This is a genomic window from Spirochaetota bacterium (assembly GCA_038043445.1).
Taxonomy (GTDB): Bacteria; Spirochaetota; Brachyspiria; order Brachyspirales; family JACRPF01; genus JBBTBY01.
Genome location: JBBTBY010000030.1, coordinates 1 through 14435, shown reverse-complemented (window position 1 = coordinate 14435; position 14435 = coordinate 1). Strand labels below are relative to the sequence as shown.

The 14435-nt window shown below is 55.5% G+C and carries 13 protein-coding genes; 3 read left to right on the top strand and 10 right to left on the bottom strand.

The window, feature by feature from the left end:
• The 4 genes from AABZ39_05125 to AABZ39_05110 all read right to left on the bottom strand — a co-directional run.
• A partial coding sequence (locus tag AABZ39_05125; GenBank protein MEK6794136.1) for a LamG domain-containing protein occupies positions 1-843 on the bottom strand: 843 nt, incomplete at its 3' end.
• A 134-nt stretch (positions 844-977) separates the two neighbouring features.
• The gene (locus tag AABZ39_05120; GenBank protein MEK6794135.1) at positions 978-2261 is read right to left on the bottom strand and encodes a sialidase family protein; all 1284 of its coding nucleotides are present in this window, start codon (positions 2259-2261) and stop codon (positions 978-980) included.
• Positions 2262-2389: 128 nt separating this feature from the next.
• Positions 2390-4801 (bottom strand): alpha-L-arabinofuranosidase C-terminal domain-containing protein, encoded by a 2412-nt coding sequence (locus AABZ39_05115; protein ID MEK6794134.1) that lies wholly within the window; start codon positions 4799-4801, stop codon positions 2390-2392.
• 79 nt (positions 4802-4880) lie between these two features.
• Positions 4881-6014, bottom strand: a complete 1134-nt coding sequence (locus AABZ39_05110) for a uroporphyrinogen decarboxylase family protein (protein ID MEK6794133.1) — start codon at positions 6012-6014, stop codon at positions 4881-4883.
• An 88-nt stretch (positions 6015-6102) separates the two neighbouring features.
• Between AABZ39_05110 and AABZ39_05105 the strand changes: the two genes are divergently transcribed.
• A complete protein-coding gene (locus tag AABZ39_05105; GenBank protein MEK6794132.1) occupies positions 6103-7056 on the top strand; it encodes an AraC family transcriptional regulator in 954 nt (317 codons plus the stop codon).
• Positions 7057-7077: 21 nt separating this feature from the next.
• On the opposite strand, the gene AABZ39_05100 is transcribed toward AABZ39_05105, so the two are convergent.
• The 4 genes from AABZ39_05100 to AABZ39_05085 are packed head-to-tail and all read right to left on the bottom strand — an operon-like array spanning position 7078 to position 10573.
• Positions 7078-7266 carry a hypothetical protein gene (locus tag AABZ39_05100; protein MEK6794131.1) on the bottom strand — a complete coding sequence of 63 codons (189 nt, stop codon included), beginning with the start codon at positions 7264-7266 and terminating at the stop codon, positions 7078-7080.
• Positions 7263-7445: a hypothetical protein gene (locus tag AABZ39_05095; protein ID MEK6794130.1), complete on the bottom strand. Its 183-nt coding sequence runs from the start codon at positions 7443-7445 to the stop codon at positions 7263-7265. Before AABZ39_05095 ends, AABZ39_05100 begins: the two co-directional genes overlap by 4 nt.
• 4 nt (positions 7446-7449) lie before the next feature.
• Positions 7450-9045, bottom strand: coding sequence for a cellulase family glycosylhydrolase (locus AABZ39_05090; protein MEK6794129.1), 1596 nt, complete (start codon positions 9043-9045; stop codon positions 7450-7452).
• 4 nt (positions 9046-9049) lie between these two features.
• Positions 9050-10573, bottom strand: coding sequence for a hypothetical protein (locus AABZ39_05085; protein ID MEK6794128.1), 1524 nt, complete (start codon positions 10571-10573; stop codon positions 9050-9052).
• Positions 10574-10681: 108 nt separating this feature from the next.
• On the opposite strand from AABZ39_05085, the gene AABZ39_05080 reads away from it, so the two are divergent.
• Together AABZ39_05080 and AABZ39_05075 are read left to right on the top strand one after the other, a co-directional pair.
• The gene (locus AABZ39_05080; protein MEK6794127.1) at positions 10682-11611 is read left to right on the top strand and encodes a helix-turn-helix domain-containing protein; all 930 of its coding nucleotides are present in this window, start codon (positions 10682-10684) and stop codon (positions 11609-11611) included.
• Positions 11608-12675: a cellulase family glycosylhydrolase gene (locus AABZ39_05075; protein MEK6794126.1), complete on the top strand. Its 1068-nt coding sequence runs from the start codon at positions 11608-11610 to the stop codon at positions 12673-12675. Before AABZ39_05080 ends, AABZ39_05075 begins: the two co-directional genes overlap by 4 nt.
• A 4-nt stretch (positions 12676-12679) precedes the next feature.
• Here the strand turns inward: AABZ39_05075 and AABZ39_05070 are convergent, their stop codons facing one another.
• Together AABZ39_05070 and AABZ39_05065 are read right to left on the bottom strand one after the other, a co-directional pair.
• Positions 12680-12877, bottom strand: a complete 198-nt coding sequence (locus AABZ39_05070) for a hypothetical protein (protein MEK6794125.1) — start codon at positions 12875-12877, stop codon at positions 12680-12682.
• Positions 12878-13402: 525 nt separating this feature from the next.
• On the bottom strand, positions 13403-14347 hold the full coding sequence (locus AABZ39_05065) for an AraC family transcriptional regulator (protein ID MEK6794124.1): 945 nt from the start codon (positions 14345-14347) through the stop codon (positions 13403-13405).
• Between the last annotated feature and the right edge of the window lie 88 nt (positions 14348-14435).

Below are 14435 nucleotides of genomic sequence, written 5' to 3'. Positions count from 1 at the left end.
GTTGAATTGTATCGCGCTCGCCGATTTCCCCTGCACCCACTGCGCCGTGCTCGAGACCGGTCCGTCGTGTCCTGAACCGGACGAATCCCTGAGCGTACCCCCGGAGCGTTCATCGAATTTCCAGTAGCCGACAAGCCCCGTCGTCAGGTCAGTCGCCGCGGAAGCGCCCGCATCAGCCGATGCGAACATAGCACGGGCCTCTTCCGCATTGATCGCGCTGTCATGTATCTCCACTTCATCGACGGCACCGGAGAACCAATATCCGAAATTTTTACTCGCCGCATTCCCGCATCCGATATAGAGTTCTTTGGGGTATGCACGCATATCGACGGGAAGCGTTTTCGTCCCGGCAAGCGCACCGTCCACATAGAACGATGCCGTGCGCGACGCTTCATCGTACGTACCGCACAGGTGATGCCATTCATTGGGCTCGCAGACATCGGAATAGATGAGGTACTGCTTATTGTCCTTGTCCCAGACGCTGAATGCATACTTCTTGCTCGGCCAGTATTCTATCGCCTGGTGAAAGCCGGGCCTGCCGACCGCGCTCATGGGTATTTTCGCCGGAACGCCGGAGGGCTTCACCCACGCCGCCATGGTTATTGAAACGTATTCGCGCGGGAGCGTTACCGCCGCATGCGCGTCGATGCCGTTGAACGTGAGCGCGCCGTTCTTCTTTCCCGCCGTCCACTGTGCGTTCTTTAGAGTGCCGGTTATCCCGCTCTTGCCGGATGCGATTGCAGATCCGTTCGCTTCATCGCAATGCCATTGCGCGACGAGTTCAGCCTGGAGAACGGCCGATGCCGACACAGCGCAGATGAGAGCGATACAATATTTCACCATGACGTCCTCCGGTCGATATGTATTCCATATCGGATATCAGTATAGGAGCGCACCATCGAACTGTCAATGGAAGGAATGGAAAATATCAGGACAAAACGGCACCGCCGCCTTACGGTATTCACCAGACCATTCGATCACGGGATGGTCAATTCGTTGAGAAGATCCTGCCGTATTTTTTTTCCGAGGAGAAAGAATTTGCGCTCGGGATACCATAACGTCGGTTCGCCGTCCGCATACGTGACACTTGCGTACATGGCGAGATCCGCGCGGCCCGTGCCGAAACCGAGTGCTATCCCGCCGTTGTCCATGAGTATCTGAGGATGCGGCGAGAACCACACCGGCTGCTTCGCGTCGGGCCGGTATTCACCGCGGACGATAAAGATGGGCCGGCGATGCCAATGCGCATCCGTTTTTGTCCAGCCGCCGAACGCACCGTTATGATTATGATAAAGGAGGAAACACTCTTTCTCGTTCACCGCGTATATCGGGCACGGACTCACCGGATGCAGGAACGGAGCACCATTGTCGCGGTAACGGAGCACATCGGGCTTCGACCAGGTCTTTCCCTTGTCGTCGGACACGGTGAAATAAATATGATCGGTGAATGTGCGCATGACGCAGAAGAGCCGGTCATCCGGGAGCTTTATTATCGCCGGCTCCTGAGCACAGCTGTGATCGGGGTACTCCTTTGACAGCGGTACGGTGATCACTTTGTCGTCGGCGCAGTACCATGAAATCGATATGTCTTTCACCGACGGGTGATCATCGATGTTCTCAAAGCGCATGAATTCGATGACGGCATCCTCGCCCTGCCATGACTTGTTCGGGAGCGGGTTTGGTGTGCGCTTTGTCGGGCTTACCCAGCGCGTGAAACCGGCATAATACTTGTTCTCGGAAAGCCGAAGCGGCTTCTGCCAGACTATCCAGTTCGAAGGGATCTTCGGATCGGTATTATCCCATTTGCTTCGCGGCATGGGAATTATTTCCTCGCTCGACCAGGTGGTACCGTTGTCATCGCTGAACACGCCGGCCATGAGCCCTGTCGTATGCGAGAAGATATCGTTCACACCGATATGCTTGTTATAGATGACATAGATGCGGCCCTTCGTCGAAACGAGCGGGAACCCCCAGCTCGCCATGCCTTTCCCCGTGGATGCGTCCGCATTCGCTCCCGCGATGGTACAGGGCGACATCCATGAAAGCCCGCGATTGGTGCTCCTCGAGAACACGATGCGCTGATCGCTTTTCCCCTCGAACGTGCTCTGCGTCCACACGGCCATAAGCGACCCGTCAGGGCCGTCGAACACGAGGAAATGCTCATTGCCGGTATCGTGCGTCGAGCCGTCCATCGACCCCGGGACATAGACAATGTGGTCCGGGTTCGTGCGGCGCATCTCGTGTTCAAGGTCGATAGACATGGCATCCTCCAAGCGTATTCTCGCACTGTGAATATAGACGCATTATCGGCGAGAGACAAGCGAGGGAACGGAAAATATCGGTACGGAACGGACCGATTCGTCTGTCTCCCCGAGAGCATCGCGGCCGCTTATTTGCGCTGTATCTCCACCGCACTCATCGAATGAGGCGGAAGCGTCACGGCATAATCGTTCCCCTCCCGAACGACCGATGCCCCCGACACCGTTTCGCTCGCCACCTCGGACTTTGCGTCCGTCGATGAAAGCGACGGGGCGTTCACCGTCCATACTTTGGCGTCGCCGCACGAGGAGTTCTTCACCTGAATGCGAGTGCGTATATCGCTTGACTCGCTCTTGTTGAACACGATGACGTACATCGTTTTCCCGTCAGCCGAAAGGCTCGATGTTGCGGTGAGGAGCGCGTAGAGGAAATCGCGGCGGACTATCTTGAGATTACGCACTTCGATGCGGGCGCGCACGCCGTTCTCGGATGTGCCGCGTATACGGGCGGCCACGATCACGCCGGTTGCGTCGGGCAGCGTACTATAATCCTGTGAAAAGGAACGCCAATCCGATGCATGTTCGATCCCCTCGACGCCGATTGCAGATTGTGTCGCCGCCCATCCTCGTTTATCCATGAGGCCGAGGCCGAGAATAAATTTCTCAGTATCGCCCACGACGCGGGCTTCAAAGGATATGCGATAGATCGAAGCAGCTGTCGCATCGGCGACGGCAAGCTCCGGGTAGGAATCCTTTTTCACCCCCTGAAGGTTCATTGTGAACGCATCAGCTCCCTGGGAACGCCATGCATAGGGTCCGGCATCCTTATCTTCGATGGAGAACGCCAACCGATCGATGGGATTGACCGCTTTCATCTTGAATCGCGGGGCATCGATATCCAGTCCGGTCAAACGCGAACCAAAATGCTGCCCCCAGAGACGGAAAAGATAATATGCCGGCATTTTTATTCCGCCCTCGGCGCGCGGCCGGATAAAACCGAAATACGCCCCCACCCACTGCCAGTAGTTCGCCATGAGGACATTATTGGCCGGTTCGAGCATGAGACGCACATAATCGGCACAGAACAATGCCGCACCATAATTGAAGCGCAAAGCATGTTTCGCGCTGCTCACATTGAACTCGGTTATCGCCATCGGGATATCACGGCCGGTGGACGATCGTATCACGGCTCGATAGCCGGCAAGGATCTCCTCGGCCATGTCGGTGGAGCCCATCCACTGCTGCGAACCGGGGATGTACGTATGTATCGCAACGAGATCCACTTTCTCCTTGACGATGGATAATACCTTTGCATTCCATGGATCGGACGGCGGGGAACTCGTTCCCGCATGCACGCTCATCTTAATGGAAGGGTCGACCTTTTTCATGAGTCGTTCGCATTCCAAAAAATATGCCGCATATTCTTCCGCGGTGAATCGCTGTGCCGGAGTGACATAATGAGTGGGCCGGCCGGTGCCGTGATCCTCTTCATTCCCTATCTCCCAATAGCGTATACCGTACGGCTCCTTGTGTCCCCCTGCGGCGCGTTTCATCGCCCAGGGATGATCCGCTGTCGCCGGGGCATTGCAGTATTCAACAAGATCGGCATTGTCCGCGGGCGTTCCCACATACACGGCGACGGTCATAAGCGGTTCTGCACCGACCTTACGACAAAATGTGATGTACTCATCGATACCGAACGCCACATCCGGCCGCTCTTCGTAAGGACCGACGGCCTTATGCCAGTCCCACGTGTGTACACCGCATCCCCCGGGATAGCGGAGCATTTTCATCCCGATATCGTTCGCGAACCCGACAGCAGCATCGTCGGGTTTTCGATCCGCGACGTCCCAATGGCCTTCACCGCTCGGTTTCGGGCTTCTCTTTCCCGATCCCTCCCAGAGGAATTGGCCGTCGTACGCTTCGGCATTGTGCCCGAAGATAAGCGGATTGACCGCACCACGGTCTTTGGCCGCATCGATGATGATGGTACCCGAAAGCCCGCTCCCGGCAGCATCAGCTGCGGCTTGCCCGTTGTCCACCGTCACTGAAAGATCATTGAAGCTGACTTTTCCGGAAACTTTCTCGAGCCCGAGAACTATTGAAACGGAAACCGCATCAGCAGGGATAGAAGCCTGAAATCGCGCCAAGCGCCAATCGAAACTGCCGGCAGGCAGATCGGCATACGGCCAATCTTTTTTCCCGGAAGCAGTGATAGAGGGCATCATGACCTTTATGCCGTTGTAATGCTCCGGCTTGGCGGATACATTCTCGCCCTTCACCATGACAGAGACGGTCACCTTTTTTCCTTTCACGCTTTCGACGGGGAGCTGGATAGAAACGGTTTTCCCTCCTTTTGAAGCGTTTGCAGATGCAGACACATCGATGACAAGTCCCCTGCCGTTGACGCCTTTGTCCTGCACTGCACCGCTCCAGCGCTTGGCGGTATCGGTACTTTCAAAATCGTCGGCAAGTATGGACACTTGTGCGGCCAATGTCATGCAGAGCAGCGCACAGCAGAGCAGCATCGATATTATTTTCATTTCCAGCCTCCGTCATATAGTTCAATAGAAATCATCCGTTTGATGTCAGTAGTATAAGCCGATTCCGATTATACCGCCACTATCGAGCCGCTACGGCTGCCGCGTCCGCAATCGACCGCTGACGCGATCCATGATACAATCGTCTGAGCTTTTCATCGACGAAGCGATAATTGCTTTCCTCGTTATCCTTGGAATACGGTATCTGCACGACGAGCTTGAGATCGGGATGAAATATCTCCTCAAGCGTACGGTCAAGGTCGTCGCGATCCCCGCCCGGACGGATTTTTGCGATGATGCCCGTACCGGCAAGCGCATCGCGTACGGCGGCCGGATCGTTGGGATTCGGATCACCGGCGCCGCGGCCGACCGCGCAGTCTATCATGGTGATGTTCCGGTAATTTCTGAGAAGCGCCATGGTATGCGCCCATGTGCCGCAGGAATGAATAGCAAGCCCGCCGAATTCATCGGCGAGAATTTGATCGAAGGGAAGCGAGATCAGGTTATTGATATGCGGCGATGAAACGGCGAGATTATCATCGGAGATGGATATCCCCGTGCCAGTGGGCATGCCCGGCATGATATGTCCCGGCAGGGCGAGGATATCATTCCCGATGCGCTTCATCTGCACGTGCGAAAAATCGATGATGAGATCATTGAGCTTCTTCATGAACCCGATGACGGCTTCCTCGTCGGCATAGCATGCGGTGAAGAATTCAGCCGCATCGAGTATGAGCGTCGCCGTGTCGAAGGCCGACTGCGTATCGGTAAGCGATATCGGAATGCCCGCATTCGTCGCTTCCTTGAGGGCATCGATAGTATCGAGCACCATGTTCATGACAGGACTTTTCTTCCAGTCGGGACAGGCGATGTTCTTTACCTCATCGATGCGCTGATACTTGTAGTGCACATGCGGCGCGTCGAAGTCGCGGAACACATAATCGCAGCCGAACGCATTGGCGTACACGCCGGTGCCTATCCACGGCTCAAGATACGGCAGATCGTCCGTCCAGTCCACGGCGATAGCCTCTTCGAACTGCAGAAGATTCGCCCGCACGATATCGGCAATGCTGTTGCATGCACCGTAGATGCGGTTCCCCGCATGCTGGACGATAAGATATTGTGTAGCCCCGTTCGGATCGAAAAAGTCACGGAGCTTCGCCTCGCGCAATATCCTGCGCCTCTCATATCGATCTGCCATTTCCTTCGCATCCATCGTTCGACTCCCATTTTTCATTCCGATAGAGTATACTGTCCCGGTACAACAAGTGCTACCAGAAAACGGCCGGGTCGGAATCTGTAAAATGAAACTGCCAGAGCATTTCTTCAACTACGATACCGAGGTCACCCCGCGGACGCACAACACGCCCGAGATGATACGGGCATTTTCGCCGTTCCCGCATATCACCTCTATCGGCTGTCTGCAATTCCAGCGCACGCTGCCGCTCCTGCCCCGGCTGACGCACAGCGGCATCGAGATACATTACATATACAAGGGTTCCTATCGATGGCTTGTCGGGGATTCACTGTACCGGATAAAAAGCGGCGATGCGTTCATTACCATGCCGTGGGAAACCCATGGCGGTCTCGCGGACATGTGCGAAAAGGGAATGTATTGCTGGATCATCATCGCCCCCGCCCGGTTCGGGCCAACGGGCACATTATCACTCGGGGCGTGGAGCGCTCTTTCCGGAACGGAAGAGCGGAAACTTGGCGCGGCGTTCCAGCGCGTGCGGCGGCATGCACTGCATCACTGCGATGCCATCGGGGGGCTTGTTGAACGGATATACACTGAAGCTCGGGGTCGCGCACTCGGTTATCGCGCACGAGTGAACGCCTGTGTCGATGAGATACTGATCTCCGCGGCGCGGGGGATACGCACGGACAAAACCTTCGCTGCTGCCGAACCGGATGCAGCAGTATTGCAATTCCGGGTGCTCCGCGGGATCATCTGTTCTCATATCGATTCCCCGATGACGCTGCAGGATATTATCGTCCGCTCCGGTCTCGGCCGCCGAACGGTATGCGCACTCATCAGTCGCTTCACCGGACAGACGCCGCATGCCTACATCAGTAAGGTCCGTATCGAAACAGCGTATGCGCTTATGCGGAAGAACATTCCCTTGTCCGAGGTCGCGCTGCGATGCGGCTTCTCGTCGCAGCAGCACTTCTCGAATTCATTCAAGGCACTCACCGGTATTCTTCCGAAAGATGCGGTAAAAAGCAAGGAATGGGGATCGGCCTCACATCTTCATTGACCGCGTTTGAAAAAACCCCCGTCAGCGCGAGGTGACGCTGAAGCCGCTTTTCGACGCCTTGTCGGGCGCTTCGGTGAACCATGCTGCGAGGAATGCATCGATGTCGCCGTCAAGAGCGTCTATCGCGGCAGCCATTTCCTGCCACTGAGGATATTCTCCTCGCGCATTTTCGCGGTCGAGCATCATCACTTCGCGTAATGATCCTATCATCTTCCTCGGGACTTCTTTCTGAGCGCGACGGAAAGCTGTATCGTGTTGAATCCGAGATCCTTAAGCCGCTGCATATTCTCTGCGGTCCAGTGGCGTGCAATGTCCGCGGGGCCGCTTCGCTGCCAGGGGATGCCGAGAAACCCGACTTTGTACCTGAGCGTATCTCCTTGAGCTTTCATGCCGTTATCTTTCGTTCCGTTGAAAGTACTTCAGGAGCGTTTGTTTCTTCAGCGTGTTCAGCGCCGGTGCCAGGTGCTGCGCGTCCGGGCCGTCATGCTCCACGCTCCAGCCGTTCCATTCGCGGAACGCATGATACGTCCAGTCCCAGCCGTACTCTTCGAATATCTCAATGCAGTCATTAAGATATTTCTCCGCGCCGGGCGCCCAGGCTACCGCCGAAAATTCGCCGACATAGATCTTCGCCTTATGCCTCAGCTGGAAATCACGAACCGGCTGAAGCGTCTGCCGGATCTTTTCCCTGTCCCACTGCTCTCCCTCGATCAATCCCGGATAGGCGATCTTCTGGAACGGCCCGGTCGCAAATACACCCTGATGCGTGTACGACAACGGGAAATACATGTGCACTTTGTATATGATGTTGTTCATACGGAGCGCCGACATATATACGTAGGTCTGCGGACGGTCGCTCTCGTTGGACTCGAGCATGATAGGCGTATCCGGATCGATCTCTCGTATCGCCTCGGCCGCCATGCGCTGCAAATTCCAGTAGTCGTATACCGCGGGCATGGCCTGCACCGGTTCATTGACAAGATCATACGCCCAGACGGACGGATTACCCTTGAATCGCCGGGCTATCATGCGCCATACATCGACAAAATGATCGGCATATTTTTTCTCGAAGAACATGCGCATGTTATTGGCAGCGATCTTCCCTCCCGGCGGCGAGTGCAGGTCGATGACCATTTTTATGCCGCGGGCGGATGCCATCTTCATCGACACTTCAAGATCGTCGAGTTTTCCTTTCAGCCATTGATCGTATTCCTCGAGGTCGATATCGGTACCGAGCTTTCCCCAGTTGCGCGTCAATTGCGCACGCATGAGGTTCACGTTCCACTCGCCGAGCGTTTCTACATCGCCCGCCGTCAGCGTGCCCGTTTTCATCGATGACGAGGACATCATGCCGCGCAAACGTTTGTGATGCAACACCCTGTCGGGATACGATATCGTGTAATCGAGGTTGATGCGGCCCTCCGCGCTGAACACGTATCCCGCCTGGAGGCTTTCAAGCAGGAATTCGATCTTTCCTGAACTGTCCTGCAGTCCGAGCGCCAGGACGCCGGTGCTTGCCAGATCGGAGAAGCTGACATTGAACGCCATATCCTGCCAGCCGTCGGTGCTGCCGAACGGGACGCGCGCGCCGGGATACTGCATCGTGCCGTTCTCGCCGTTCTTGTATGTCAGCATGAACTTGATCCCGAGATACGGCTGCGGCGGTACGGATACGTTCTTCGCACGGTAGCGGACAAAGAACGTGACGATCTTCCCGCGATACGGCTTCAGATCTATCGGCGCCTCGAACCAATGATGCCCTTTTGCCTGATCAGACGGTACGTCCGTCGCAAGCACGACTGCATCGTCGACGCTCTTTTTCGTGCTGCATCCGCCGGCAGCCTCCCAGGGAAGGTCCTTGAATGCAGCGCTGCCTGCTATCGGCAAGAGCCTTGGTATATCCGCAGTTCCGGCGCCGAACATTGCCGCCCCGGAAAAAAACATCCCGACGAGTACGCGAAAGGATATCGATCGTGCCGCTGTGTTCATGGTTCTACTCCAAAAATAGTTTTACTGCAGTGACGGAACATGCCGGGAGCGGTATCGTTACCGGCATTGTCTGCCCCGTCGATACATCGCGTACGCCACAACGTTCACTGTACGGATCATCGCCCGAAAATACAACGGCGGTAATTCGCTTCACATTCGATCCGCGGAGCGAGATCGTTGTTGCAACCGCTTCATCAGGGAGTTTATTCACGAGCATGACCGTCACAACACCATCGTTCTTCACCGCCACCGCGTCTATCCCCGGCGTATCCTTCCCTTCAAAAACAATGCTGTATTTCCTGTGATCGAACAGCGGCGCTTCTGCCGCGACCGGGAGCAGGCTCCCGCGACATTGCGCGGAATACAGCGAAAGCACATGCCACGATGGACGATAATTCCATACGCCGGGTTTCGGATTTGCAATGGCAGCGAATCTTCCGTAGCCGGAGCATGCCATATCCCAATTGCAGACAATGGGAAATCCAAGCCGTATGAATTCGTTCAACATCGAAGCGATGAGCACGCCGTTGAGCGTATGCCCCAGTATCCTGCACATGCCCTGCTCGCCGTAGTATCCATTGAACTCGGTTATCCATATCGGAAGATCCGGTACGCCCGCTCGCGCGAACGACTCTTTCACCCCGGCAAGCTCTCTCGCCATTTGATTCGGCCAACCGAGCACCGTCCTCGCAAGATCCGCATTGCGCTGTTCCACGGTCGGCTTGGGATCTATCCAGCAGTATGTATGAATGACAAATGCATCAAGATATTTCCCGGCGATCGCGAGCACCGTCTCATTCCATGGATCGGCCTCTTTGGTGTAATGGCTGCGCCAATTCGTCCACGCCCAGCCCACACCGCCGAGCTTGACTCCGGGGTCGGCCATTTTCATCAGCCGGGAGAATTCGGGAATGGACTCGGCGTACTTTTTCGCAGGTATCTTGATCCATTTCTCGTTGCCTAATTCCCAGTAGCGGACGCCATACGGTTCGACATGTCCGTTCGCCGCGCGGAGCTTTCCCATCGGTGTTTCGGGCGATCCGTTGCAGTATTCCACCCAGTCGGCGGCTTCTTTCGCCCCGGCATCCCAGTTCACGATGATGATGGGCGTCGCGTTCAGTACACGACATAATTCCATGAACTCATCGGTGCCGAATTCGAACCGAGTGCCGGCTCCTCCGCGCGATTTCCCGACCGCTGCGCGCCAATCATACCCCTCCGCCTGACCGCCGCCGGGAAAACGGAGCATGGTCGCGCCGAGCGGCCTTAAACGTTCGATGACGCCGTCGTAGAAGCGATGATTGGTACAATCCCAAACCATATCGGCAGCGCCCGATCCCCACACCTTCACATTATTGCCGAATGTAAGCTCCGGAACGGCTGCCCCGGGGGACATCGTATCGACCGATACCAATGCACGCTTACCCTCGGCGACCAACGGCGTAGCGGCGATCGCTATGAAAAATATGAGAACTGCGGCAATGCATGCCGCATTCGCCGAATTGAACGATAGATCGTGCATCCGCATAGGAAAGCCTCCGCATCCGGTGTTCGGGCATAGTATAGCTGATTTGCATGCGCCGGAATATGTAAATAATTGCCTTTGTTATATGTATTATTGACATCCGGTATTTTCATGGTATCCTCTCCGGCAATGAAAGACTGGCTCGCTCATTTCCCGCTCGATGACATGCCGCGGCTTACGCATATCGGCTATCGTGCGCATCAGTCGCCGCACATCGGCAAACTGCACACGCATTTCGGGTATGAGATCAAGCTCATCATGAAAGGGCATGCTGTTCTTCAACTTACCGGAGAAAAGGGATCGATACGGGTACGCGAAGGGGATATCCTCATCGTACCGCCCGGTTTCGTCCATTGGTCAACGATGCGCTCCGGCGCATTAAGTTATTACTGGTTCGGGGTACAGACAGGCACTATCGTTTCGCGCTCATCCACATCCGAACAGCCCGTCGTCAAGCGGCGCAAGAGGACGACGGACATTGTTGAGGAGCGATCATCCGACCGCATGTTCGCATCGCTCAACAAACAATTGCCGACGCAGTGGACGCTTTTTCGCGACATGCACGATCTTAACGCGCCGATGAGGAGCATCCATGATGAGATAGTATATCCGCGCGCCGCGAACGCTGTCATCGTCTATGCGCAGACGATGGAGATACTTGCGCGAATCGTGCGGCGTATGACCCGTGAGGAGTCTCCCGACAATGACCCGATTCGCCGGATAGAACATTATCTCACTGCACACTACCTAGAGACGCCTGCCCTCGGCAAACTTGCCGCCGTATCCGGGCTCAATCAGTCGTATCTATGCCGCATATTCAAATGGCGATTCGGCGTTTCGCCCATCGCGTATGCGAATCGGCTTCGTCTTAGGCACGGGATGTCGTTACTTTCGTCGGGTATGAGCGTGACCGAGGCTGCGCGGCTGTGCGGATACGGGAATGCGCTTCACTTCAGCGCGGCGTTTAAGAAGAAAACGGGATCATCCCCTTCGCTGTACAAAAAAAATATCGGCAGGCCAACGCCTCGGAGCGAACAATGAAACTATCAGCAGCATGCATCATCATTGCTTCCTGCATAGGCAGCGCTGCGGCGGCGCAGCCAAAAGGCGTTGCACTCGGCATGCACACCGTTGAATACGGCGGCGGATCGGAGAAGGCCCGTGCGGCTACCGTTGCGAAGATAGTAAAGACCGGTGCCGCATTCGTTCGTATCAATATTCTATGGAGAAATATCCAGCCGACAGGGGCCGATCACTATGCATCGAATTTTGTCGCAGTCTATGACGACTACATCGATAAACTCGCTCGTGCAAAGCTCGATATTATCGCCATAAGTACGATAACGCCGAAATGGGCATCGTCGGGAACGATACTAAGAAAAGGCAACGATGTACCGAGCAATGTTCCCGCTCCTGCCGCGTTCGCTCAATGGATGTCGTGGCTTGCAGCTCGCTATAAAGATAAAGTGTCGGCATTCCAGTTTTATAATGAAGTGGATATCCCTAATAATTGGGATAACGGCGGCGCAGAATCGTATATGGCGGTGCATATCGCCGGCTACAACGCGGTCAAGGCTGTCGGTCCGGATCTTCTTGTCGTTACGCCGGGCATATCCTGGGAGTATGGACGATCTGCCGCATTCGTTAAGAGCATGTATGCGTTCGGTCTGCACGGGAACTATGACGTAATGGCCCTGCATCTCTACCCGATCCCATCGCACGATCTTATCGCGTATGTGAAAGCCGTCACCGATATCATGGATGCGAACGATGACACATCGATCCCCCTCTGGGTGACCGAGACGGGATTGCCGACGATGACGAAGCCGACATACGCCCAGACCGAAGAGCAGCAGGTGGAATTCTGGGATAAACGCGTGCTGCGCGATATGCGCGGGCTCATGCCGAGGATACGCCGCATCACCTGGTACGAGCTTGAGGATCACGGTCTACCTGTCTCAGCATCTTGGACTGCCGCCGATAATAAAGCGGAACCGGAATTCAACTTCGGGGTATATCGCAGCGATGGTTCAGGAAAACTGATATTACAGCGTATGCAGAATTATGATCCAACCGACAGGACGATAGCTCCGGCAGCACGATAACCCATTAGAACTGCCGCTCTATTCTAAAAACATTCCCGATAGTGGTAAGATCGGCCCTGCCTGTAGCGCTTACGATAGGCCGCTGTGATCTGAAAAGGACCGGGGGTTCGCTGCCGCGTTTCACTTCGAGAAATACCTCCGCGTCGGCGAACGGTTTATCGAGGATAGTTACCGCAAGATCATCGGAAGCGGAAGGATACACGGGATCTTTATCGGCAAGACGCTTTCGGGCGGCAATTGTTTCCTCGGATTATAAAGGAACCATGCGAGATATCCGGAGGGACATTCTTTTTTTTGCGATGACCTGCTTGTGAAAGATCACGCTGACCTCGGCCGATCTCTTCAGGAATGTAACAACCGCCACGAAGTCGGTCGGCGGGGTACTGCATCCGGGATCACGGCCGACCGCGCAGTCTATCATGGTGATGTTCCGGCAATTTCTAAGAAGCGCCATGGTATGCACCCATGTGCCGCAGGAGTGTATCGCAAGTCCGCCGAATTCGTCGGCAAGGATCTGATCGAACGAAAGTGATATGAGGTCATTGATATGCGGCGATGAAACGGCGAGTTTATCATTGGTGGGTGGGCGTAGCCTTGTTCGAACCGGTGCAGGCTGAGGGCACGATGCACGGATTCGTCGATGCCGCACAAACCGGCGACAGCAGCGCTGATCAGGGCTGCGATACCGATACCGACCATCTATGTTACGGAGGTTGCGAGCAGGTGGTCATGGTTTAGCCTGGAAGTTCCTTTGTCTGATGTTGGCTGGCCGGGGGACGACCCGCGGCACCGTGGGGGGTATCTCGCCCCCCCCCCCCTGTTCCTTTAAAAAATCCAGTGGACTCTGTTCGAAGCGCCGGCGAAAGAGACGCGAAAAGTAATTGGCATCGCTGAAGCCGGCCTGTTCTGCCGCTTCACGGATGTTGACAGCGGAATTTTTGAGCAGACGCCGGGCATGCTGCAGGCGGACATCGAGCAGATAGGCATGGGGGGCGCGGCCGATAATTTTTTTAAAGGCCTGGCAGAGGTAGCTCGGGGAGAGGCCGCTTGTATCGTGAAAATCAGCGGTGCCAATGGGGTTCATATAGTTGGTGTCAATAAAGTTTTTCAGAAAAAACACACTGCGTCTCGCCTTGCCAAAAGCGTCACTGTCGGCTGACAGGTTTTTTTTAACCTGCAGATTGTCCAGCAGCTGCTGCAGAAAAGGCCAGAGCAGGTAGCCGGAAAGCGGGTCACCGCTGCGGCAATTCTCCAGCACCAGGTTCAGGATCTTAATCACCGAGGCGCTCTGTTTTTTATGCCAGACCAGCGGGAGGTGACCGGTCATTTCCGGGGGAACATGATGTACCCGGTCAGTGAAAAACGGGTCCCCATGATAGGTCATCAACGGGGCCTGGAGTTTATGGTACTCCCGGTCCCAGTCAAAATGCAGGCAGTGCCGACGGCAGGGAACCGCATAGGGGTTCCAGCTTTCGTGCCAGAAGGCAGGCGGAATGATGGCGAGCGACCCGGCCTTGAGGATATGGCGGGTTTCATCCAGGACGAGGACGCAGCGGCCGGTGGAGACAAATACCACTTCGCAATCATAGATCCGGCGCAGCGGCTCATGCCAGCGGGGATGCGCGGACCCTTCAAAGAAAAATCGTAAAACCGGGTCAATCGAAATAGCCATGCAGCTCCTGTCCGGGGGATGGAATCTCTGTTTGAGCCGGGTGATGAGAGACCCCTTTTGAATTGAAGGTGAACCATGATTTTTCTGA

Excerpts from the sequence above, each read along its gene's own strand:
- AABZ39_05115 (MEK6794134.1), bottom strand. The coding sequence starts at position 4,801 with ATGAAAATAATATCGATGCTGCTCTGCTGTGCGCTGCTCTGCATGACA.
- AABZ39_05100 (MEK6794131.1), bottom strand. The coding sequence starts at position 7,266 with ATGATAGGATCATTACGCGAAGTGATGATGCTCGACCGCGAAAATGCG.
- AABZ39_05110 (MEK6794133.1), bottom strand. The coding sequence starts at position 6,014 with ATGGATGCGAAGGAAATGGCAGATCGATATGAGAGGCGCAGGATATTG.
- AABZ39_05065 (MEK6794124.1), bottom strand. The coding sequence starts at position 14,347 with ATGGCTATTTCGATTGACCCGGTTTTACGATTTTTCTTTGAAGGGTCC.
- AABZ39_05080 (MEK6794127.1), top strand. The coding sequence starts at position 10,682 with ATGGTATCCTCTCCGGCAATGAAAGACTGGCTCGCTCATTTCCCGCTC.
- AABZ39_05090 (MEK6794129.1), bottom strand. The coding sequence starts at position 9,045 with ATGAACACAGCGGCACGATCGATATCCTTTCGCGTACTCGTCGGGATG.
- AABZ39_05075 (MEK6794126.1), top strand. The coding sequence starts at position 11,608 with ATGAAACTATCAGCAGCATGCATCATCATTGCTTCCTGCATAGGCAGC.
- AABZ39_05095 (MEK6794130.1), bottom strand. The coding sequence starts at position 7,445 with ATGAAAGCTCAAGGAGATACGCTCAGGTACAAAGTCGGGTTTCTCGGC.
- AABZ39_05105 (MEK6794132.1), top strand. The coding sequence starts at position 6,103 with ATGAAACTGCCAGAGCATTTCTTCAACTACGATACCGAGGTCACCCCG.
- AABZ39_05085 (MEK6794128.1), bottom strand. The coding sequence starts at position 10,573 with ATGCGGATGCACGATCTATCGTTCAATTCGGCGAATGCGGCATGCATT.
- AABZ39_05120 (MEK6794135.1), bottom strand. The coding sequence starts at position 2,261 with ATGTCTATCGACCTTGAACACGAGATGCGCCGCACGAACCCGGACCAC.